16 protein-coding genes are annotated in these 20531 nt (G+C 66.0%); 10 read left to right on the plus strand and 6 right to left on the minus strand.

Annotated features, from left to right (window positions below):
• Positions 1-50: 50 nt before the first annotated feature.
• The 3 genes from NMD1_RS02905 to NMD1_RS02915 all read right to left on the minus strand — a co-directional run bounded on the left by NMD1_RS02905 (position 51) and on the right by NMD1_RS02915 (position 4797).
• The gene (locus NMD1_RS02905) at positions 51-1049 is read right to left on the minus strand and encodes an MBL fold metallo-hydrolase (protein ID WP_125953550.1); all 999 of its coding nucleotides are present in this window, start codon (positions 1047-1049) and stop codon (positions 51-53) included.
• A gap of 35 nt (positions 1050-1084) precedes the next feature.
• Positions 1085-2173, minus strand: coding sequence for an MBL fold metallo-hydrolase (locus tag NMD1_RS02910; protein ID WP_125953551.1), 1089 nt, complete (start codon positions 2171-2173; stop codon positions 1085-1087).
• An 80-nt stretch (positions 2174-2253) separates the two neighbouring features.
• A complete protein-coding gene (locus NMD1_RS02915) occupies positions 2254-4797 on the minus strand; it encodes a TonB-dependent receptor (RefSeq protein ID WP_125953552.1) in 2544 nt (847 codons plus the stop codon).
• A 230-nt stretch (positions 4798-5027) separates the two neighbouring features.
• Between NMD1_RS02915 and NMD1_RS02920 the strand changes: the two genes are divergently transcribed.
• The 8 genes from NMD1_RS02920 to atzF are packed head-to-tail and all read left to right on the plus strand — an operon-like array spanning position 5028 to position 15122.
• Positions 5028-6113, plus strand: a complete 1086-nt coding sequence (locus NMD1_RS02920) for a putative urea ABC transporter substrate-binding protein (RefSeq protein ID WP_125953553.1) — start codon at positions 5028-5030, stop codon at positions 6111-6113.
• Between the two features lie 44 nt (positions 6114-6157).
• Entirely contained in the window at positions 6158-6973 is an 816-nt protein-coding gene (locus NMD1_RS02925) for an ABC transporter permease (RefSeq protein ID WP_125953554.1), read from the plus strand.
• Positions 6970-7746, plus strand: coding sequence for an ATP-binding cassette domain-containing protein (locus NMD1_RS02930; protein WP_125953555.1), 777 nt, complete (start codon positions 6970-6972; stop codon positions 7744-7746). The genes NMD1_RS02925 and NMD1_RS02930 overlap by 4 nt, the downstream gene beginning before the upstream one ends.
• Before the next feature lie 12 nt (positions 7747-7758).
• Entirely contained in the window at positions 7759-8283 is a 525-nt protein-coding gene (locus NMD1_RS02935; protein ID WP_125953556.1) for a CopG family ribbon-helix-helix protein, read from the plus strand.
• Complete coding sequence (locus NMD1_RS02940; protein WP_125953557.1) at positions 8280-9104, plus strand: urea amidolyase associated protein UAAP1; 825 nt, start codon at positions 8280-8282, stop codon at positions 9102-9104. Before NMD1_RS02935 ends, NMD1_RS02940 begins: the two co-directional genes overlap by 4 nt.
• 17 nt (positions 9105-9121) lie before the next feature.
• Positions 9122-9757, plus strand: coding sequence for an urea amidolyase associated protein UAAP2 (locus tag NMD1_RS02945; protein ID WP_125953558.1), 636 nt, complete (start codon positions 9122-9124; stop codon positions 9755-9757).
• Positions 9754-13356, plus strand: coding sequence for an urea carboxylase (uca, locus tag NMD1_RS02950; protein WP_125953559.1), 3603 nt, complete (start codon positions 9754-9756; stop codon positions 13354-13356). The genes NMD1_RS02945 and uca overlap by 4 nt, the downstream gene beginning before the upstream one ends.
• Entirely contained in the window at positions 13353-15122 is a 1770-nt protein-coding gene (atzF, locus tag NMD1_RS02955) for an allophanate hydrolase (protein ID WP_125953560.1), read from the plus strand. The genes uca and atzF overlap by 4 nt, the downstream gene beginning before the upstream one ends.
• 75 nt (positions 15123-15197) lie before the next feature.
• On the opposite strand, the gene NMD1_RS02960 is transcribed toward atzF, so the two are convergent.
• Entirely contained in the window at positions 15198-16124 is a 927-nt protein-coding gene (locus tag NMD1_RS02960; protein ID WP_125953561.1) for a YncE family protein, read from the minus strand.
• A gap of 236 nt (positions 16125-16360) precedes the next feature.
• Here NMD1_RS02960 and NMD1_RS02965 point away from each other — a divergent pair, with 236 nt between their 5' ends.
• Together NMD1_RS02965 and NMD1_RS02970 are read left to right on the plus strand one after the other, a co-directional pair.
• A complete protein-coding gene (locus NMD1_RS02965) occupies positions 16361-17254 on the plus strand; it encodes a sterol desaturase family protein (RefSeq protein ID WP_125953562.1) in 894 nt (297 codons plus the stop codon).
• Between the two features lie 3 nt (positions 17255-17257).
• On the plus strand, positions 17258-18859 hold the full coding sequence (locus tag NMD1_RS02970) for a sulfotransferase (protein ID WP_233497313.1): 1602 nt from the start codon (positions 17258-17260) through the stop codon (positions 18857-18859).
• Positions 18860-18864: 5 nt separating this feature from the next.
• Here NMD1_RS02970 and NMD1_RS02975 read toward each other — a convergent pair whose 3' ends face one another.
• Together NMD1_RS02975 and NMD1_RS02980 are read right to left on the minus strand one after the other, a co-directional pair.
• Positions 18865-19809, minus strand: coding sequence for a DUF979 domain-containing protein (locus NMD1_RS02975; RefSeq protein WP_125953563.1), 945 nt, complete (start codon positions 19807-19809; stop codon positions 18865-18867).
• A complete protein-coding gene (locus NMD1_RS02980; protein ID WP_125953564.1) occupies positions 19806-20486 on the minus strand; it encodes a DUF969 domain-containing protein in 681 nt (226 codons plus the stop codon). Before NMD1_RS02980 ends, NMD1_RS02975 begins: the two co-directional genes overlap by 4 nt.
• Positions 20487-20531 lie beyond the last annotated feature (45 nt).

The following is a 20531-nucleotide window of genomic DNA, read 5'->3' on the forward strand; positions in this document are numbered from 1 at the left end:
ACCAGCCCTAACGCAAGACCACACCGCCGGCCAGCCGATGGCCCCGCGCGTCAATAGCGATAGGGATTCTGGTCGATCGTGGTGGTACCGCGCGTCTGGTTGCACAGAAACACGGTGCCGGTGAAATAGATGCCCGGCTTGGTGATCGTCTTGGCGTATTCGAACGCCTCGCGCAGTTGCTGGACGGTCATCTGCACCGGCGCCTCGTCGGGCTGGTAAGTCATGCCGTAGGCGTAGTCCTGCCCGTCCTTGCTGATTTCGACATGGCAACCCATCACGTGGCTGACCGGGTGGGTGTCGCAGAAGTCGATCAGGCGCTTCATGCTGTCGAACCACGGCTGCCAGAAGCTGATGTAGCAGCGCCCGCGATAGAACATGTCCCCGGTGTAGAGGATCTGGGTGTAGCTATCGTAATGCGCGAATTCGGACATGACGTGGCCCGGCGATCCCCAGATCAGGATGTCGCGCCCGCCCAGGTCCAGCGTCACGCGCTCCTCGGGGAAATTGGTCATGCCCCAGAAGCCCATCATCTCTTCCTGGGTCAGGCCCATGTAGCGCGTGTTGGGCCGGTCGGCGAACTGGTTGGTCGCGGCGTAGTGATCGGCGTGCAGGTGGCTGAAGGCGACCAGCAATTCCAGGCTGGCGGGATCGCGCCCGTTGCGCTTGCACCAGTCGGCGATGCAACCATCGACCACGCCGCGCAAATCCCAGTCGTTGCGCAACTGGACGAAACCTTCGTCGAGCAGCAGCACGCGATCGTTGCCGAAATAGAGCGGCGCGAACGGTGCTTCGTAGCTGTAGGCCTTGTTCTGGCGCAGGATGGCGGTGTGCGGGTTGTACCAGTGGACCTGCACCGGCGGATCGGTGTTGTCCATGCACGAAGGGGAACCGCAGATCCACCGGTCGGGGAAACTGCCCGGCGCGGGAAGATTGCTCTTGAAGTCGATCGGCGTGGCCGGCGCGGCCGCCCGCGCAAGGCCTGCGGCGCCAATGCTGCCGAGCGGCACCGCGGCGGCCGAGGAGGTGGTCAGGAACGTGCGACGATCCATGGGTCTCGTCCTTGTCGAAAAAGGGATAGGGCGTTTCAGAACGGCCGGGGCGGATTGATGTTGGGCACGCCTTCAGGCCATTCCAGCGTGCGCTGATCCGGGCTGACGTTGTTGAGCAGGATGAAGTCCGGGCGGATCAGCATCCGGTCATGCCCCTGGATCTCGCGTGCGTACTGGATTGCCTCGTCCAGCACTGCCGGCACCATTTCCAGCACCCGCTCGTAGGGCTTGTAGGTGGCGAAACGGGGGTAGGCCTTGCCGGGCACGAACATCATCTCGATGTGTCCGCCCATGATCCACTTGACCGGATGGCTGGCGGTCCACGCCTTCAACCGTTCGAGCGAGGCGAGGAAATCCCTGTCGTTGGCAATGTTGATCTTGCCGGGAAACAGCAGGTCGCCGGTGAACAGGAAATCGCAATAGGGATCGTAGAAGCTGACTCCGTCCTTGTGCGTGCCCGGCGTGGGGATCACGTCGATCACGCGGCCACCAAGGTCGATCCGGCCAGTGCCGGCGGGCCAGCTTGCGGCAAGGCCGTAGTGCTGCTTCATCACCGCCAGCGGCGTGGGCACGATCGTCGTGCCGGGACGCCCGGCGAATTGCCGCAAGCCCTGGTTCTGCGCCACGTCCTCGCCCGACGTACAGGCAACGGTCAGCGGAATGTCGCGCCAGCCGCGCACCTGCCCGATGCGGGCGATGATCGCGTCGACCGTTTCGCGCAGCGGATAGAGATGCGCCTCGGCCGTGGCGCCGCTGTCGATCAGCAGCGCGCCCTTGTTACCGAACAGCAGATAGGTGAACGGCGCTTCCCAGTGGACGCACACGTTCTGGCGCAGGATGAAGGTGTCCTCGTTGTACTGGATCACCTGCACGCGCGGATCGCGGTTCTTCGCCGCGACGTTGGAACCATAGGTCCAGCGGAAGCCTATGGTGCCCGGCGCCGGACCATCGCACGCGTAGTCATGGACCACGGGCTTGCCGCGATGGAGCGGAACCGCACTGTCGGTGTTGCGGGCACCGGGCAGGTTGTATCCCAGATCGGGATTGCCATTGGGATAGACGCGGCCCGTAGCGGACTGCGGATTGCCCGACAGCGCGGGGTTGTAGGTTTTGTTCGGTTCCATGGAGTGCCCCAAAGGATGGCCGGGGTGCGAGGGAGCGCGCCATGCGGACGCGCTCCCTGCTGCGACGTTCAGAGCGATGCTCAGAACGTCTTGGTCAGCTCGACACCCACCTTGCGAGGAGTGAGGACATTGTTCGAGTAGTAACGAGAGACCGTATAATCGTTGATCGTCCGGCGGCTGAGATCGTTGCCCACCGATGTCACCGCGTACTTGTCGAAGATATTGTCGGCATAGAGGCGGACCTCAAAGCCTTCATTCAAGCGATAGGCAATCGAAGCGCGGTTCACGATGTAGTCCGGCAGCGTTTCGCCATAGGCGCGCGCGCCCGGGCGGGTCACGATGTCGCCGACATAGGTAGCCGTCCAGTTCGCCACGATTTCGCCGCCCGGAGCCGGCGCGGTATAGGTAACGCCCAGGCTGCCGCTATGCCGCATCGAGCCCGGCAGCCGATCGCCCGCCTGCGCGGCGATGCGGATGGACTTGGGGCGGGTGCCGGGCATATCGCGATTCCCTGGGAAATTGCGATAGTCGAGCAAAGCCGGCACATCCTCGGTCAGGTGGGCATCGGTGTAGGCATAGTTGCCCTGGATCGTCAGCCGCCGCGTGGGCTTTGCCCAGAACGTGAGTTCGACACCCTTGGAAACCGCCGTGCCGCCGTTGACCGTGATGCCACTGGCACCGTTGACGGTGGCGGAGGCAAGCTGGATACCCTTCCACAGGATATGATAGGCGGCCAGATTGATGTTGAACTTGCCGCCGAACAGCGTCGAACGGATGCCGATTTCCTTGTTGTAGGTCTGGTCAGGGCCATAGAACAGTTCATTCGGCAAGGCGCAGGCGTTCTGGATATCGGCAAGGTTCGCCGGACAAGGCGCCACGCGGTTCGGGCCACCGATGCGATACCCCTTGCTGGCCGTGGCATAGACCATCAGGTCCGGGCTAAACTTGTACGACGAGTTGAACTTCCAGATGAAACCGTTCTTGCTCGCGCGCTTGTAGTCAGGCTGGCCTTGCGCGTTGAGCAAGCCGTTGTAGGCAATCGTGGGGACATCCCCCAGCAACGGCAGTGCGATACCCCCTTGCACACGCGCGTTATACCCGAAATAGCGCCCGCCGGCCGTTACCTGCCAGGCGTCGGTGATCTTGAAAGTGCCTTCGCCGTAGACCGCCTTTTCGGTGGTGCGCGTGTCGGCGATGCTGGCGTATTCAACTTCGCGCGGATAGTTGGCGTTGAAGATGTTCGGACCGAAATAATAGACGCCAAGGCCCGGGACAATTTCCTGATAGTCCGAATGGTACTTCAAGCTGTTGTAGAAGCCGCCCACGATCCAGCTGAAAGGCCCGCCATGGGTTGAAACGAAGCGCACTTCCTGCGTGAACTGCTTGTATTTCACGTGCTGGTCGGTGAAGCCGGAGAAGGCCGGGAAGAGTTCGTAGTTGTAATCGAGATCGAGCAGCAGATCGGTTACGTCGGACGAGCTGTCGATCTTGCGCACCGAATAGGACGTCGAGGACACGAGTTGCGCGATGTTGCCAAGCTCTGCTTCGATTTCACCCGCGAACAGATCGGACTTGCGGTGAGACGGTTCCAGATAGCGCCACGGGGCCTGGTATTTGTCCGTTCCAAGCACGCCCGCGCCGTTGGCCTGCCGGCCGTTGGTGGACGTCGACTGATGAGCATACGTCAGGTAGATGTTGAGGCCGTCGACAGGGAACAAGCCCAACTGGTTGCGCGTGGTGAACGTGTGTTCGAAGTTCGCATCCTTGTAGGTGTGCAGGTTGGCGGCAATCTGGCTGGCCGAGCCAATCGGGCCATAGAACGAGGAAACCGCTCCGGCCGTCTCCCGCGGCGTGCCGATCTGGCCAAACCGGACCCCGGACGGTTGCGGTTGTGGCAACGACACGCCCGGCTGATTCAGCAAATAGGGATAGTCGATGAAGCCGGGGTCGTTGAAGTAACCCACCGTCGATCGCAGGGCGACCTTGCCCGGGATGATCGGAATATTGACGGTGCCATCCATCTGGAAACCGGGGCTGCCAGAATGGGCTTCCGCGTAGATCTTGCCATGGGCCGTGCCGGCCCACTTGTTCGGATCGGGACGGTTCGGAATGTAGCGGATCGCACCCGCCAGCGTGCCCGCCCCGTACAGCGTGCCCTGAGGACCGAGCAGCGTTTCCACGCGCTGGATGTCCAGCAGCTTGAGATCAAGATACAGCGGAACTTCGCCGATATAGGTTGCGACAGCACTGTCTTCGTTGTTGCCGAAGGACGACGTGTCGGTCGCGTTAAGGCCGCGCAGGACGATCGTGCCCGTGTTGCGCGGGCCGGTATCCTGAATGGTAATCCCGGGCGTGAACGCGGCAAGGCCACGGACGTCCACGACATTGTTTTCCTTCAACCGCTCGGCGCTCAGCGCCGTGATGTTCACCGGCGCGTCCTGGATGCTCACCGAACGGCGCGTGCCGGTGACGACGATCGTCTCCAGACCTTCCGCGGACGGATCCGCCGGATTGTCCGCCGATGCCTCGGCCGGTGCGGTCTGTGCGAATCCGGGGGTTCCCCAGACTCCGACGAGCGCGGTTGCAGATAAGATGGCGGCGCGGAATGCGTTCTTGTGCACCATGTAGCGGCTCCCCAATTGCCACGACCTACCGCCCTCCTCCCCATGAGATGGGCGGCGGCTGAGCGCCTCAGGGGCATTCTCTCCCGGAACTGCGGATGCTTCGGCTTCCTGCGGCCGATCGCGACGCGGGAAGAATCAGTGATATTACAAAAGTGCGCAATGGTAATAATGACGCATAGACAAACGCCTTTCGATGCGGCAATGTTGCAGTGCAAAAAGGGGTCTCACTCATGCTGAACCGGATTCGCGTCGCTGGAACGATCACCCTTATGGCCGGGGCCTTGCTGACCGCGTCCTGCTCATCCGGGGGTGGCACGAAGGCCGAGTCGCGGACCGAGTTCAACATCGGCTGGTCGATCTATGCCGGCTGGATGCCGTGGCCCTATGCCCAACAGGCGGGCATCGTGAAGAAGTGGGCCGACAAGTACGGCGTGAAGATCAACATCGTTCAGGTGAACGACTACGTCGAATCGGTGAACCAGTACACCGCCGGCAAGCTGGACGGCGTGACCGTCGCCAACATGGATGCGCTGACCATTCCCGCCGCCGGCGGCAAGGACACCACCTCGCTCATCATGGGGGACTATTCCAACGGCAACGACGGGATCGTGCTGAAGGGCGCCGACAACCTGGCCGCGATCAAGGGCCAGCAGGTCTATCTCGCCGAACTGTCGGTGTCCCACTACCTGCTCGCCCGCGCGCTCAATTCGATCGGGCTGCAACTGACCGACGTGAAGACGGTGAATACCTCGGACGCCGACATCGTCAGCGCCTGGGCCAGCCCGCAGGCGACTGCGGCGGTCGCGTGGAATCCGCAACTTTCGGTGATGAAAGCGCAGCCGAACGCCAAGCTGGTGTTCGATTCGTCGAAGATTCCCGGCGAAATCCTCGATCTGCTGGTGGTGGATACGGCGACGCTCAAGGCCAATCCCAACCTGGGCAAGGCGCTGACCGCGATCTGGTACGAGACGACGGCGCTGATGCTGCGGCAGGACGAACAGGGCAAGGCCGCGCGTGCGGCAATGGCCAAGCTGGCTGGGACGACGCCGGAGGTGTTCGATAGCCAGCTGGCGACCACGCACCTCTATGCCGATCCCAAGGAAGCGGTGGAGGCCACGTCCGCGCCGGCGCTGGTCACCACGATGACCCGCGTGCGCGATTTCAGCTTCTCCAAGGGACTGTTCGGCCAGGGCGCGAAGTCGGCCGACGCGGTGGGCATGGCCTTCCCTGGCGGCAAGACCCTGGGCGATCCGGGGCACGTAACCCTGCGCTTCGATGAAAGCTTCATGAAAATGGCCGCCGACGGCAAGCTTTGAGCCGCCTCGGTGCCCGTTGACTGTACGAACCAAGTAGAGGTCCCATGCGCTGGGTGAACCGCCAGATCCGGCCGGGCAATCGCGTGCTGCTAGGCGCCGCGCCGGTCGTGATCCTGATCATCTTCTATCTGTTCATGGCCGCCAGCCGCCATGCCGCCAACCCTTCGGACAAGATCCTGCCGCTGCCGGGCGGCATGGTGGAAGCCATGTCCGGGCTGCTGAGCGAGCCGGACGCGCTTTCAGGACAGATCGTGTTCTGGGCCGATACACTGGCCAGCCTGCAACGCCTCGGGCTGGGACTCGCCATCTCCACCATCTCGGCTCTGCTCGTCGGGCTGGTGCTGGGCGTGTTGCCCCCGGTGCGCGTCACGTTCGGGCCGCTGGTGACCGGCATCGCGGTGATCCCGCCGATCGCGCTGCTGCCGATCCTGTTCATAGCCTTCGGCCTGGGCGAAACCGCCAAGGTCGCGCTGATCGTGGTCGGGATCGCCCCGTTCATGATCCGCGACATCGCCGCCCACGTCGCCAGCCTGCCCCGCGAACAGATCATCAAGGCGCAGACCTTGGGCGCGAGCAGCTGGCAACTGATGCAGCGCGTGGCCCTGCCGCAGGCGATGCCGCGCCTGATCCAGGCGGTGCGCCTTTCGCTGGGGCCGGCATGGGTGTTCCTGATTTCGGCCGAGGCGATCGCCTCCGATGTCGGGCTGGGGTACCGCATCTTCCTCGTCCGCCGCTACCTGTCGATGGATATCATCCTGCCCTATGTCGCGTGGATCGCGCTGCTGGCGATCGTGATGGACGTGGCGCTGGTGAAGCTCAGCCACCGTCTTTACCCCTGGGCGCATGGAGCCGGACATTGAGCGTGCTTCTCAGCCTGCGCGACCTGTGGGTCGAATACGGCGACAAGGTCGTGCTCGAACGGGTGAACCTCGATATCGAGGCCGGTTCCTTCGTCTCGATCATCGGCCCGTCCGGCGCGGGCAAGAGCAGCCTGCTGCGCGTCGTTCTCGGGCAGGAGCGGCCCACGCGCGGCTCGATCCTGCTCGATGGCGTGCCGCTAGCGCCCGAATGCGGCCCGGATCGCGGCGTGGTGTTCCAGCGCTATTCCGTGTTCCCGCACCTCTCCGCCCTGCGCAACGTGATGTTCGGGCTGGAATGCGCGGAAGCGCCCTTCACCGCGCGGCTGTTCGGCGCACGCCGGCGCGCCGCGGCGGCCGAAGCGGAGGCGATGCTCGCCGCGGTCGGCCTGGGCGACAGTCTGAACCTGCTGCCGGCGCAGATGTCGGGGGGGATGCAGCAACGGCTGGCCATTGCGCAAGCGCTGATCAAGCGCCCGCGCATCCTGCTGCTCGACGAACCCTTCGGCGCGCTCGATCCGGGCATCCGCGCCGATATGCACGCTCTCATCACGCAGTTGTGGCGGGACTATTCGCTGACCATCCTGATGGTCACGCACGACCTGCGCGAGGCGTTCGCGCTGGGTACGCGCGTGCTCACGCTCGACAAGCGCCGGATCGATCCGCACGCGCCGCACCGCTTTGGCGCGACCGCTGTTTACGACCTGCGACTGAAGCCTCGTCCGGTTCCGACGAACGACGAGAGTATTACACTTGACCAAGTTAGTAATAATTGAGAGACCTGCGTCATGAGCACCGAGCCTCCTCTAGCCAACCTCGCCCGGCTCAGCATGAGCCTTCCGGCGGAACTCTTCCGCCAGCTTGACGTGATGGTGGAGGAACGCGGCCTGCCGTCGCGTTCCCAGCTGATCGCCGAACTGATTCGCCACGCCCTGGCCGAGCATGAAGCCCTGACCCGGCCCGACGAAATGCTCGCCGGCACGATCACGCTGGTCTATCGCGGCGATCGCGGACGCGTGCGGCACCAGCTCGCCCAGACGCAGGCCGACTATCTCAAGGAAGTCATCTCCTCGCAGCACGTCTTCCTGGAAGACGATCAGTCGCTCGAAGTCCTGCTCGTGCAGGGGCCGGCGGTGCGGCTGAAGGCGCTGTGCGATGCGCTGCGCGGCATTCGCGGTGTCCACCAGCTCGAACTGGTCACGACGACCGCCCTGCTTCCGCCGCTCTACGAACAGGATGATATCGAGGCGGAAGGCACCGGCGCGCGGGAACAGAAGCTGCCACGCGGCGCGCGCAAGGGAGCGGCCGCATGAGCGCCGCGCTGGCCGATCCGCTCGCCGCGCGCGATCACGCGCGGGCCATGGGCGGCACGAAAGTGGAAGCGATGCCGGTGCTTCCGCCGGTCGCCGAAGACCTCCCCGCCGGTGTCCCTGCCGACGACCTGCTGTGGGAAGAAGTGGTCGCCGCCGGCGGCTATGCCACGCGCCGGCTGGCGCGCGGCACCCGCCTGCGCCTGATCGACCTGCGCGGCGATGCCTGTGCCTCGCTGATGGTCTTCAACGCCGAACTGCCGACCGAACGGCTCAACGTCGCCGATACGGTCAAGGTCCAGTGGAACGCCTACCTGGGCGCGGGCAAGCTGCTGCTGTCGGACATGGGCCGGGTGCTGATGAGCATCGTCGAGGACGACGCCGGAACGCACGATGCGTTCTGCGGCACCTCCAACGCAGCTACCAACAGCGCCCGCTACGGTGAAGGCCGCAACAGCGGCGCCTTCCCCAACGGGCGCGACCGCCTGCTGCTGGGCGCGGCGAAGCACGGCCTTGGCCGGCGCGATGTCCACCCCTGCATCAACCTGTTCAAGGGCACGCGGATCGAGACCGACGGCGCCATCACGCCGCTGGTCGGCCCCTACAAACCCGGCCGCACCGTGCTGCTGCGGGCCGAGATGGACGTGATCGTGGTCATCGCGAACTGTCCGCACGTGCTGGATCCGCGGCCGGACTGGACTGTGACCCCGCTGCGCCTTTCGGCCTGGCGCGGCCCGGTAACGCCCACGGACGACGCGATCCGCAACGCGACGCCGGAAGGCCTGCGCGCCTTCCTCAACGTCGAAGATTACTACCGCCGCTAGCCAAGGAATTCGCCAGCATGAGCGACGACCCCCATACCACCGGGCTTCCCGGCACCATCGTGCATGACGAAATCGTGCCGTCGCGCGCGCCGTGGCTGCATCATGTCGCGGCCGGGCAAACGCTGCGGATCGTCGATCTGGAAGGCAACCAGGCGGTCGATTTCCTGCTCTATGCCACCGCCGACGATGCCGAACGCTACAGCGCGCAGGATACCGTCGCGGCGCAGGGCAACCTGTTCCTGCGGGAAGGAACGGTGCTGCGATCCAACGAGGGGCGGCCGATGATGGTCATCACCGGCACCTCGGTCGATTACCACGACACCATCGGCGGGGCGTGTTCGTGCGAATCCAACACCCTGCGCTATGGCCACCACACCAAGGCGCAGCACGCCTGCGTCGAGAACTTCCTTGAGGCGAACCTGATCGAAGGGCGCAGCAAGCGCGACATCGTTTCGAACATCAACTTCTTCATGAACGTTCCCGTCGAAGCCGACGGCGCGCTGGGCATCGTCGACGGGATTTCGGCGCCGGGGCTCACGGTGGACCTGCGCGCGGAAATGGACGTGACGGTGGTCGTGTCCAACTGCCCGCAGATCAACAATCCCTGCAACGCGTTCAACCCGACGCCGGTACGGATGATCGTGGCGGCATGAGCTTCGATACTGTCCTGATCGCGAACCGGGGCGCCATCGCCACCCGGATCATCCGCACCCTGCGCCGCATGGGGCTGAAGTCGGTCGCCATCTATTCGGAAGCCGACGTGGCATCGCTTCATGTCTCGCAAGCCGACGAAGCGGTCTGCATCGGCCCGGCGCCGGCGGCGGAAAGCTATCTCAACGTCGCCGCGATTCTGGCGGCGGCCAAGGCGACGGGCGCGGGCGCGATCCATCCCGGCTATGGCTTCCTGGCCGAAAACGCCGAGTTCGCCGAAGCCTGCGCGGCGGCCGGCATCGCCTTCATCGGACCGAATCCCGACAATATCCGCACCTTCGGCCTCAAGCACAGCGCGCGCGCGCTGGCGCGCGAACATGGCGTGCCGCTGGCGCCGGGCACCGAACTGCTTCAGGACGAGGAAGAGGCAATCGCGGCCGCGCGCGAGATCGGTTACCCGGTCATGCTGAAAGCCACGGCCGGTGGCGGCGGCATCGGCATGCGCGTGTGCGAGGACGACGACGCCGTGCGGCAGGGCTTCGCCGCCGTGGCCCGGCTGGGCGAAGGCAACTTCGGCGATGCCGGCGTGTTCCTGGAAAGCTACGTCGGTCGCGCGCGCCATATCGAAGTGCAGATCTTCGGCGATGGTGCCGGCCGGATCATGGCGCTGGGCGAGCGCGACTGTTCGCTTCAGCGGCGCAACCAGAAGGTGGTGGAAGAGGCCCTGGCGCCCAACCTGCCCGCAAGCGTGCGCGCCGAACTGATCGCCGCCGCCGTCCGGCTGGGCGAGGCGGCGAACTACAAGTCGGCCGGCACGGTCGAGTTCCTCTACGATGCCGAACGCGAGCGGTTCTTCTTCCTGGAGATGAACACGCGCCTGCAAGTCGAACACGGCGTGACCGAAGAGGTCATGGGCATCGACCTGGTCGAATGGATGATCCGCGGCGCGGCCGGCGATTTCGCGATGCTAGATGCGCCGGCGCCGCAACCCAAGGGGCACGCCATCCAGGTGCGCCTCTATGCCGAAGACCCTGCGCTCGATTATCGCCCGACATCCGGCACGCTCACCGCGGTAAGTTTCCCCGGGGATATTCGCGCCGAAACATGGTGCATGGCGGGCACCACGGTCAGCGCGTGGTACGATCCGATGCTCGCCAAGCTGATCGTCCATGCGCCCACACGGGCCGAGGCGGTCACGGCGATGCAACAGTCGCTCGACGCCAGCCGCGTCGACGGAATCGAGACCAACCTGCGCTGGCTGCGCGATGTGGTGCGCGCGGCCCCGTTCGTGGCCGGCGATGTTTCCACCCGCCTGCTCGACGGGCTGAATTTCGGCCCGCGCGGCATCCGCGTGATCAGCGGCGGCACCGCGACCACGGTGCAGGACTGGCCGGGCCGGCAAGGCCTGTGGGCCATCGGCGTGCCGCCATCCGGCCCGATGGACGACCAGTCGTTCCGTCTCGGCAACCGCCTGCTCGGCAATCCCGAAGGCACGGCCGGGCTGGAAATGACCATTACCGGGCCGATCCTGCTGTTTAACGCGCCCGCGCGCATCTGCCTGATGGGGGCGGACTTCAAGGCCCGGCTCGATGGCGTCCCGGTCGAACGCGGCGTGGCAATCGACATCGCGGCCGGGCAGACGCTGGCGTTCGGCCGCGTTACCGGCGGCGGGCTGCGCGGCTATATCCTGATCGCCGGCGGGCTCGACGTGCCGCCCTATCTCGACAGCCGCAGCACGTTCGAGCTGGGCCAGTTCGGCGGCCATGCCGCGCGCCGGCTGCTCGCGGGCGATACGCTGCATCCGGCGGGCGCGGCCACGGGCGATGCCCTTCCCGCCGCGCCGCTGCCCGATCTGGCGAAGGAATGGACGCTGCGCGTGCTCTATGGCCCGCACGGCGCGCCGGACTTCTTCACCGACGCGGACATCGACACCATTCTGGCGGCGGAATGGCAGGTCCACTACAACAGCAACCGCACCGGCGTGCGGCTGGTCGGCCCCAAGCCGCAATGGGCGCGCGCCGACGGGGGCGAGGCGGGGCTGCACCCGTCGAACATCCACGACAATCCCTATGCCATCGGCGCGGTGGATTTCACCGGCGACATGCCGATCATCCTCGGGCCTGATGGCCCCTCGCTCGGCGGTTTCGTCTGCCCGTTCGTGGTGATCGCGGCGGACCGCTGGAAGATCGGGCAACTCGCGCCCGGCGATCGCCTGTGCTTCCGCCCCGTGACGATCGAGGACGCGACCAAGGCCGACGCGGCGCAGCGTGCGCTCGTCGCCAGCGGCACGGCGCCGGCGCCAGCCGCCGCGCGGGCTATCGTCGATCTTTCGCCGATCCTGGCCGATCTGCCGGCGAAGGGCGAGCGCCCGCGCACCGTCTATCGCCAGCAGGGCGATCGCAACATCCTGGTCGAATACGGCCCGATCGTGCTCGACATCGAGCTGCGCATCCGTGTCCACGCGCTGATGGCGGAGCTGGAGCGGATGGCGCTGCCCGGCGTGATCGACATCGTGCCCGGCATCCGTTCGCTCCAGTTCCATTTCGATGGGGTCCGGCTGGACCAGGGCGCCGCGCTGGCCGCGCTGATCGATGCGGAGGAGCGGCTGGGCGACCTGGAGGACTTCGCGGTGCCATCGCGCATCGTCCACCTGCCGCTGAGCTGGCGCGATCCCGCCACGATCGAGACGATCGAGAAGTACATGGCCGCCGTGCGCGACGATGCGCCATGGTGCCCGGACAACATCGAATTCATCCGCCGCGTCAACGGCCTGCCCGATGCCGACGCGGTGGAGCAGGTGATCTTCGACGCCAGCTACCTCGTGCTGGGCCTGGGCGATGTCTATCTGGGCGCGCCGGTGGCAACGCCGGTCGATCCCCGGCACCGGCTGGTCACGACCAAGTACAATCCCGCGCGCACCTGGACCCCGCCCAACGTGGTCGGCATCGGCGGCGCCTACATGTGCATCTACGGCATGGAGGGACCGGGCGGATACCAGCTGTTCGGCCGCACCATCCAGGTCTGGAACACGCACCGCGAGACCGATGCGTTCGAGGCCGGCAAGCCGTGGCTGCTACGCTTCTTCGACCAGATCCGCTTCTTCAAGGTGAGCGCCGAGGAACTGGCCGACTGGCGCCGGGATTTCCCCAGCGGGCGCCGGTCCATCCAGGTCGAGGAATCGGAGTTTCGGCTCGCCGATTATCGCGCGTTCCTGCGCGATAACGCCGAGACGATCGCGTCGTTCGAGGCGCAGCGTCAGGCGGCCTTCGATGCGGAACGCGCCGAATGGCAGCGCATCGGCGAATTCGACCGGGTGACCGACCTGACCGATCAGGACAGTGGAGCGGAGTCCGCCGTCGCCATCGAGGTTCCCGATGGCGCCGACGTGATCGAGGCGCCGTTCGGCGGTGTTGTGTGGAAGCTGCTGGTCGCGCCCGGCGACACGGTGGAAGCCGGTGATACGATCGCGGTGATCGAAGCGATGAAAATGGAATGCCCGGTCGAAAGCCCCGGCGCGGGCACGGTGGCCGCGCTCTATCTCGAGGAGCGGCAATCGCTGCTGCCCGGCGCGCCGATGCTGGCCTTGAGCCCGCTGGCATGAGCGTGTCGTTCGCCCGGCGCGGCGTTGCCGCCACCGCCGCCGCTATCACCAGCGGAGAAACCAGCGCGCTCGCCGTGATGGAAGACACGCTGGCGCGCATCGCCGCCTACGATGCGGTGCAACCGCAGGCCTGGATCAGCCGCGCCGATCCCGAGGCGCTGCGCGAAGCCGCGCGTGCGGTGGACGCCCGCATCGCGGCGGGCGAAACGCTGCCGCTGGCGGGCGTGCCCTTTGCGGTGAAGGACAACATCGATGTCGCCGGCTTCGAGACGACAGCCGGCTGCCCCGCGTTCGCCTATCGCCCCGATGGTTCGTCGGACGTTGCCGCGCGGCTGACGGCGGCCGGCGCGATCTGCGTCGGCAAGACCAACCTCGATCAGTTCGCCACCGGCCTTGTCGGCACGCGCACGCCCTATGGCATTCCGCGCAATGTGCATAACCTCGCCTATGTCAGCGGCGGATCGAGTTCGGGTTCGGCGGTCGTCGTCGCGGCGGGGCTGGTGCCCTTCGCGCTCGGCACCGACACCGCCGGATCGGGCCGCGTGCCCGCCGCGTTCAACCATCTCGTCGGGTTCAAGCCCAGCAAGGGGCGGTGGAGCACACGCGGCCTTGTTCCCGCCTGCCGCACGATCGATTGCATCACCGCGTTTACCGACGACATCGCCGGCGCGGCCCTGATCGATGCCGTGGTGGCGGGCTTCGATGCCGCCGATCCCTATTCCAAGCCGCTGGCCGATCGCCCGGTAGGCCGCGCGCGCATCGGCGTGCCACGCCGGGCGCAGCGCCTGTGGTTTGGCGATGCCGAATCCGAATACCTTTACGACCGCGCGCTTGAAAGGCTTGGCACGCTGGGCGAGATCGTGGAGATCGATATCACGCCACTGCAGGAAGCGGCGCAGCTTCTCTATGGTGGCCCCTGGGTGGCCGAACGCACCGCCGCCATCGCCGGCATTCTCGCCAGCGATCCGGAAGCGGTGGACGAGACGGTGCGCAAGGTCGTCGAACCGGGGCGCGACATCGGCGCGGTCGAACTGTTCAACGGCATCTATCGCCTGGCGGCGCTGAAGCGACAGGCCGACCTGATGTGGGACGCCATCGATGTGCTGGCCTTCCCCACTACCGGCACGACCTATCGCGTGGCGGAACTGCTGGCGGCGCCGATCGCGCTCAACAGCAACCTCGGCGCCTATACCAACTTCGTGAACCTGCTCGACATGGCCGCCGTGGCCGTGCCGGCCGGTACGCGCGCGAACGCCACGGGCTTCGGGATCACGCTCATCGGGCCTGCCGATACCGATCAGGGTCTTTTGACGCTGGCCAACGACTACCTGGCGGCCGCCGACTTGCCGCCGCCACCGCCGCTCGATCTGGAGGGACGTATGCAGACCGTGAAACTCGCCGTCGTCGGCGCCCATCTCAAGGACATGCCGCTGCACTGGCAGCTTACCTCGCGCGATGCCGCGTTCGTCGGCGCGTTCGAAACGGCATCCACGTACCGGCTCTATGCCATCGCCGACAGCGTGCCGCCCAAGCCCGCACTGGTGCACAACGCCGATGGCGCGGCAATCGCGGTCGAGGTCTATGAACTCGATGTCGCCGCCTTCGGCAGCTTCGTGGCCGAAGTGGTTCCCCCGCTCGCGATCGGCACGGTGACGCTCGCCGACGGCAGCAGCGTGAAGGGTTTCGTCGCCGAACCACGCGCAATGGACGGGGCGACCGACATCACCCACCTGGGTGGCTGGCGCGCCTACATCGCGAGCCTCTAGCCGGAGTTGAGAGGGGCTGACGCAGCGCTTGCCCCTCTCCTAACCCTCTCCCCTGAAGGGAAGAGGGCTACGCCGCTAATTCCCGATCTTGCCCGGCTTGGTCCACCACGAGAGCGTGTGCACGTCGTGCGAAGTCGTCCACACGCCCTTGCGCGTGTAGCGCAGCGCGCCGCTGCCCGAAGCCTTGCCCATGCGCGCGCGGATCGCCAGCGTTGCCGGGTCGATCACCACGAACACCTGGTCGGCGGTGGTGCGCAGCCACACCTTGCCGCCGCCAGTGTCGATATCGCCGTACTTGAGGTTATCGCCCACCTTGACCCGACCGGTGACGGCGCCCGTGGCGGGATCAATCCGCGCGACGGTGCCGTCGCCCTGCTCCTGCACCCACACCGCGCCTTCGCCGGCGGCGAGGAAGCCCGGTTCCTTGCCCAGCGCGGTCTTCCGGGCAACGGCATTGGTCGCGGGATCGATGCGCTGGACGGACTGCTGCGCGCTGCTGACCGCCCACAGCGATCCCAGCCCGAAGGCCAGATAGAACGTGCCCGGATCGACCGGGATGGTCGCGATCACGCTGTTGGTCGCGGGATCGATGCGCGAAACCGCGCCCTTGCCGTCGCTGGCGACCCAGATCGAGCCTGCACCCGCCACGACGTTCAGTTCGCCGAAGGGATTGGCAATGCCGGTCGGGATCGTGGCAGTGATCTGCGCGGTGCGCGTGTCGATGCGCTTGAGCGCGCCTTCCTTGCAATCGGCGACCCACAGTGCACCGTCGGCCACGGCCATGGCGCCGCAGGGGCGCGTCATCGGCACTTCCGCGCGCTTGCCGCCGCGCGCCCACTGCTCCACCCTGCCCTTGTTGGTCGCCCACACCGTATCGCCATCCACCGCGAGGAAATCCGCGAAGCCCGGCACGGTGATGACCTGTTCTTCCTGCGCCTGCGCCGCAGGCGCCTCCACGCAAAGAGCGGCAAGCGCCACCATCGCCAACCCGAGCCTGTTCATTTCGGTTCTCCTTCAAGGAAACAGCGCGTGCGCTTTCGCGGTGCAGCATTGTCCGAAACAACCTGCTTGTCCACGCCGTTATTACGATAATGTGTCTATGTAATACCTTTTTGGGCGCGCTTGCCATCGGATGCGTTGCGGGACGCGTTAGCAAATGCGGAATATTACGCTTGACGATATAGGTAATATCGATAGCATGCCGGCATCATTCGGAAAGCAATCCGCCGAGGACCACGATGGGCAAGGACTTCAAGCAGACGCTGGTCAACCTCATCCCGCCGGCGATGATCGTCGCCGTGGTGCTGTTCTGGGCCTTTATTCCCGAAGCGCTGGCCAAAAATCCGGCGACCATCATCGTGGCCGGTCTTGTCATCACCGCGATCGTGCTGGGGCTGGAGTTCCTGTTCGAACGGCACGCCGGCTGGCGGCTGAACAAGCGCGAGTTCCTGACCGATACGTTCTATGTGGTCCTGGGCTACACCGCGATCTCGTGGGTTTCCAACACGCTCGCGGAAGATCCGCTGAAGGCGGTCAAGAAATCGCTGGGCATCACCACCGACTGGGCCATGCACATGCCCTTTCTCCTCCAGGTGGCGCTGGTCGTGTTCCTGATCGAGTTCGGGCAGTACTGGATGCACCGGCTGATGCACAACTGGCATCCGGCCTGGCTCACCCACGCGCCGCACCACCACATCACCCAGCTGAACGCGATGAAGGGCTACGTCGGCAACCCGATCGAGTTGTTCCTGATCAGCCTGAGCGTGGTGGCGCTGTTCGACCTGCCGCTGGCCGCGATCTTCTGCGCCGCGAACATTCTGGGCGTGGTGTCCACGTTTGCCCATGCCAACGTGCGGTCCGATCCACCGCTGTTCTATTCCTTCTTCTTCACGACGATCCGCAACCACAGCCTGCATCATTCGGTGCCCTATGAGGACACCCGCTGCAACTATGCCAACTCGCTGATCCTGATCGATCGCGTCTTCGGCACGTACCGTGAAGGCGAGGCAGACGTGGTCGGGCAGGACGAACGCAAGCGGCTGTCGATATGGGAACAGTTCCTGTTCCCGTTCCGCCCGGTGATCGACGCGATCAAGGCCCGGCGCAACGATCCCCCGGCTACCGCCGGCTAAGCGGTGAGCCTGCTGCGTTCGCCCGCGCCCGATCGCACCACCGCCTCGCTGCAACAAGCGCGCGCCGCGTTGCGCCGGGGTGACGTGGCCGGTTGCGCGCAACTCGCCGATGCCGCGCTGCGCGTGAATGCCGCACTTCCCGAAGCGCATTTCCTGCTCGCCATGGCGCTGGCCGAAACGGGGCGGATCAATGCCGCGCTGCCCGCCGTGGAACGGGCCGTCTCGCTGGCGCGCAACAACGCGGAATACGCCGCGCAGCGCGCCCGCCTGCTGATCCTGTTGCGCCGGGAAGGCGAGGCCCGCGCCGCCGCCGACCATGCCGCGCGCTGCCCGACGGACGATCCGCTGGTGCTCGATACGATCGGCTGCACGTATGCCCGGCTGGGCGATCACGGTGCGGCGGTGCCGCTGTTCGAACGCGCGGTAGCCGCCGTGCCCGATAACATCACCTTCCGCTTCAACCTGGCGAGCAGCTACGGCTTCTTCGGCCGCATCGACGATGCCGAAGCGCAGTACGAGGCCATGCTGGCGCACGATCCCGGCAACGGGCGCGCCCATCTCGGCCTTGCCGGATTGCGCCGGCAAAAGGCGGAGCAGAACCACACCGCGCGGCTGGAAACAGCCATCGACAAGCAGCCCGATCCGGTGGAACGCCTGCGCATCCACTATGCCGCCGCCAAGGAATACGAGGATCTGGGCCGGCACGAGGACGTTTTCCGCCATCTTTCCACCGCCAACGCCGCGCACCGCAAGCGGCTGGGCTTTGCCATGGACGGCGACGAGCGCAACGCCGCCGCGCTGCGCCAGGCCTTCGCCGATCCCGCCTATTTCGCCGGCGAAAGCGCGCTGACCGAGGCACCGATCTTCGTGGTGGGCATGCCGCGCACCGGCACGACACTGGTCGACCGCATCCTGGCGGCCCACCCGCAGGTGGAATCGGCGGGCGAGTTGCAGGCCATGCCGCTGGCGCTGAAGCGCCTGTCGCAAAGCCCGTCGCGCATGGTGCTCGACCCCGAGACTATCGCAGGCGTGCGATCGGCGCATCCCGAAGACCTCGGCCGCGCCTATCTCGACCGCGCGCGCCAGCACGCCGGGGGCGACGCGCCGATCTTCGTTGACAAGTTCCCGCTCAACTTCCTCTACGCTGGCCACATCGCGCGCGCCTTGCCCAACGCCCGCATCGTCTGCCTGCGCCGCCATCCGCTCGATGCGGTGTGGAGCAATTACAAGAACCTGTTCGCCACCACCTCACCCTACTACGGCTGGTCGTATGACCTCGTCGACGCGGCGCGGTACTATGCCCTGTTCGACGGTCTGATCGCGCTGTGGCGGGATCTGTTTCCCGGCCGCGTGCTGGAACTCGGCTACGAAACGCTGATCGCCGATCAGGAGGGCGAAACCCGGCGCCTGCTCGATCATTGCCATCTGCCATGGGACGAGGCGTGCCTGTCGTTTCACACTGCCAGCGGCGCGGTGGCGACACCCAGCGCGCAGCAGGTGCGCCGGCCGCTAAATGCCGATTCCGTGCAACGCTGGCGCCATTACGAAGCGCATCTCGCCCCGGCCCGCGCCTGGCTGGAACAGGCGGGCATCGCCTGCGACTGAAAGCGCTACCTGGCGGCGAAGGCGAACCAGTAGAGAAGCGCGATATTGATCGCCAGCAACGGCAGCGCCGTGCCGATCTGGCGGCGGATCACGCCATATTCGTCGCGCAGTTCCAGCAGCGCGGCGGGCACCAGATTGAAATTGGCCGCCATCGGGGTCATCAGCGTGCCGCAAAAGCCGGCGAGCATGCCGATCGCGCTGATCACCGCCGGATCGCCGTGATAGGTGGTGATCAACAGCGGCATGCCGATGGCGGCGAACATCACCGGGAACGCGGCGAAGGCATTGCCCATGACTATGGTGAACAGAGCCATCCCCACGCCGAAGGCCACCACCGCGCCAAACAGGCTGCCCGCCGGAATGCCAAGGCGGACGATCCCGCCCACCGCCTCGCCCACGCCGGCCAGCGCGAACACGGCGCCCAGGCTGGCCAGCATCTGCGGCAGGATCGCGGCCCAGCCCACCTGGTCCATCAACCGCCGGCCCTGATGCAAGGACAGCGCAAGAGGCGCGCGCAGCAGCGCGCCACCGGCCGCCAATGCCAGGAGCACGCCCAGCGCAAGGCTGATCAGCGTCGCCTGCTTGCTGTCGACCAGGGTGGGCAACTGCTTGAACAGCAATGTCCCGGCCAGGGCCGTCAGCGGGATGACGAGCGCGATCAGGAACAGGCGGTTGCCATGGCGTGCTGCCCGTTCCGCGCGCGTGTCCGGCGCGACATCGCCTTCATCGCTCCGTCCCAGCCCCAGCGCGCCGATGCCCACCAGCGCCAGCACGAGCAACCCGTTGCCGAAATCGCCGAACCGATCGCCGCCCCACATGCTGGCCGCCATCAGCCCCCAGAACGCGCCATTCCGGAACCGCCGGGGGTTCCCCGCATCGCGCAGCCCCAGCAAGGCGAACGCGGCAAAGACCGCCCCGGCCAGGCCATAGACCCATTGGAGCGTAATCATGCCACCGTTTCCCGGCCCTTCGTCCGGGCGAGGCGACGGTCCAGCAGCCACAGGCGGAAGCCATGGACCGCGAAGGCGGCGATCGCCGTCGGGATGGCCCAGACCGAAAGCTGGAAGGGTTCGACGACGATGCCGTACTGTTCGAGCAGCCCCTTCATCAGCAGGATCGACCCGATCGCGAGAAAGATGTCCTCGCCGAAGAACAACCCGACGTTATCGGTCGCAGCGCCCCAGGCCTTGATTTCATCGCGCTCCGCTTCCGACAGATCGCCCGCCTGCGCTTCGGCGGCGGCCACCGCCATCGGGGCGACCAGCGGCCGCACGGTCTGCGGATGGCCGGCGACCGAGGTCAATCCGATCGCCGCCGTCGCCTGGCGCAGCAACAGGTATCCGGCCAGCAGGCGACCCACTGTGGCGCCGCGCAGCCCATCGATCAGCGTTCTCGCTCGCTCCCGCAGACCATAGGCTTCGAGCATGCCGATGACCGGCAGCACGATCCACACGACGCTGACGTAGCGCGTATCGTTGAATGCCTTGCCGAAGGCGGCGACGATCGCCACGGGGCTCAGCCCCGCTGCCAGCCCCGTCACCAGCGCTGCCACCACGATGACGAGCAGAGGATTGAAGCGGAGCATGAAGCCCGCGACGATGATGGCGATGCCCAGCAATACCCACATGCCCGTGGTATCCGATTGGCGGGCCGTCTATGTCAAAAACAATCC

Source organism: Novosphingobium sp. MD-1, from assembly GCF_001014975.1.
Taxonomy (GTDB): Bacteria; Pseudomonadota; Alphaproteobacteria; order Sphingomonadales; family Sphingomonadaceae; genus Novosphingobium.

Excerpts from the sequence above, each read along its gene's own strand:
- uca (WP_125953559.1), top strand. The coding sequence starts at position 9,754 with ATGAGCTTCGATACTGTCCTGATCGCGAACCGGGGCGCCATCGCCACC.
- NMD1_RS02940 (WP_125953557.1), top strand. The coding sequence starts at position 8,280 with ATGAGCGCCGCGCTGGCCGATCCGCTCGCCGCGCGCGATCACGCGCGG.
- NMD1_RS02975 (WP_125953563.1), bottom strand. The coding sequence starts at position 19,809 with ATGATTACGCTCCAATGGGTCTATGGCCTGGCCGGGGCGGTCTTTGCC.
- NMD1_RS02920 (WP_125953553.1), top strand. The coding sequence starts at position 5,028 with ATGCTGAACCGGATTCGCGTCGCTGGAACGATCACCCTTATGGCCGGG.
- NMD1_RS02965 (WP_125953562.1), top strand. The coding sequence starts at position 16,361 with ATGGGCAAGGACTTCAAGCAGACGCTGGTCAACCTCATCCCGCCGGCG.
- NMD1_RS02935 (WP_125953556.1), top strand. The coding sequence starts at position 7,759 with ATGAGCACCGAGCCTCCTCTAGCCAACCTCGCCCGGCTCAGCATGAGC.
- NMD1_RS02925 (WP_125953554.1), top strand. The coding sequence starts at position 6,158 with ATGCGCTGGGTGAACCGCCAGATCCGGCCGGGCAATCGCGTGCTGCTA.
- NMD1_RS02980 (WP_125953564.1), bottom strand. The coding sequence starts at position 20,486 with ATGTGGGTATTGCTGGGCATCGCCATCATCGTCGCGGGCTTCATGCTC.
- NMD1_RS02905 (WP_125953550.1), bottom strand. The coding sequence starts at position 1,049 with ATGGATCGTCGCACGTTCCTGACCACCTCCTCGGCCGCCGCGGTGCCG.
- NMD1_RS02915 (WP_125953552.1), bottom strand. The coding sequence starts at position 4,797 with ATGGTGCACAAGAACGCATTCCGCGCCGCCATCTTATCTGCAACCGCG.
- NMD1_RS02960 (WP_125953561.1), bottom strand. The coding sequence starts at position 16,124 with ATGAACAGGCTCGGGTTGGCGATGGTGGCGCTTGCCGCTCTTTGCGTG.
- atzF (WP_125953560.1), top strand. The coding sequence starts at position 13,353 with ATGAGCGTGTCGTTCGCCCGGCGCGGCGTTGCCGCCACCGCCGCCGCT.
- NMD1_RS02910 (WP_125953551.1), bottom strand. The coding sequence starts at position 2,173 with ATGGAACCGAACAAAACCTACAACCCCGCGCTGTCGGGCAATCCGCAG.
- NMD1_RS02945 (WP_125953558.1), top strand. The coding sequence starts at position 9,122 with ATGAGCGACGACCCCCATACCACCGGGCTTCCCGGCACCATCGTGCAT.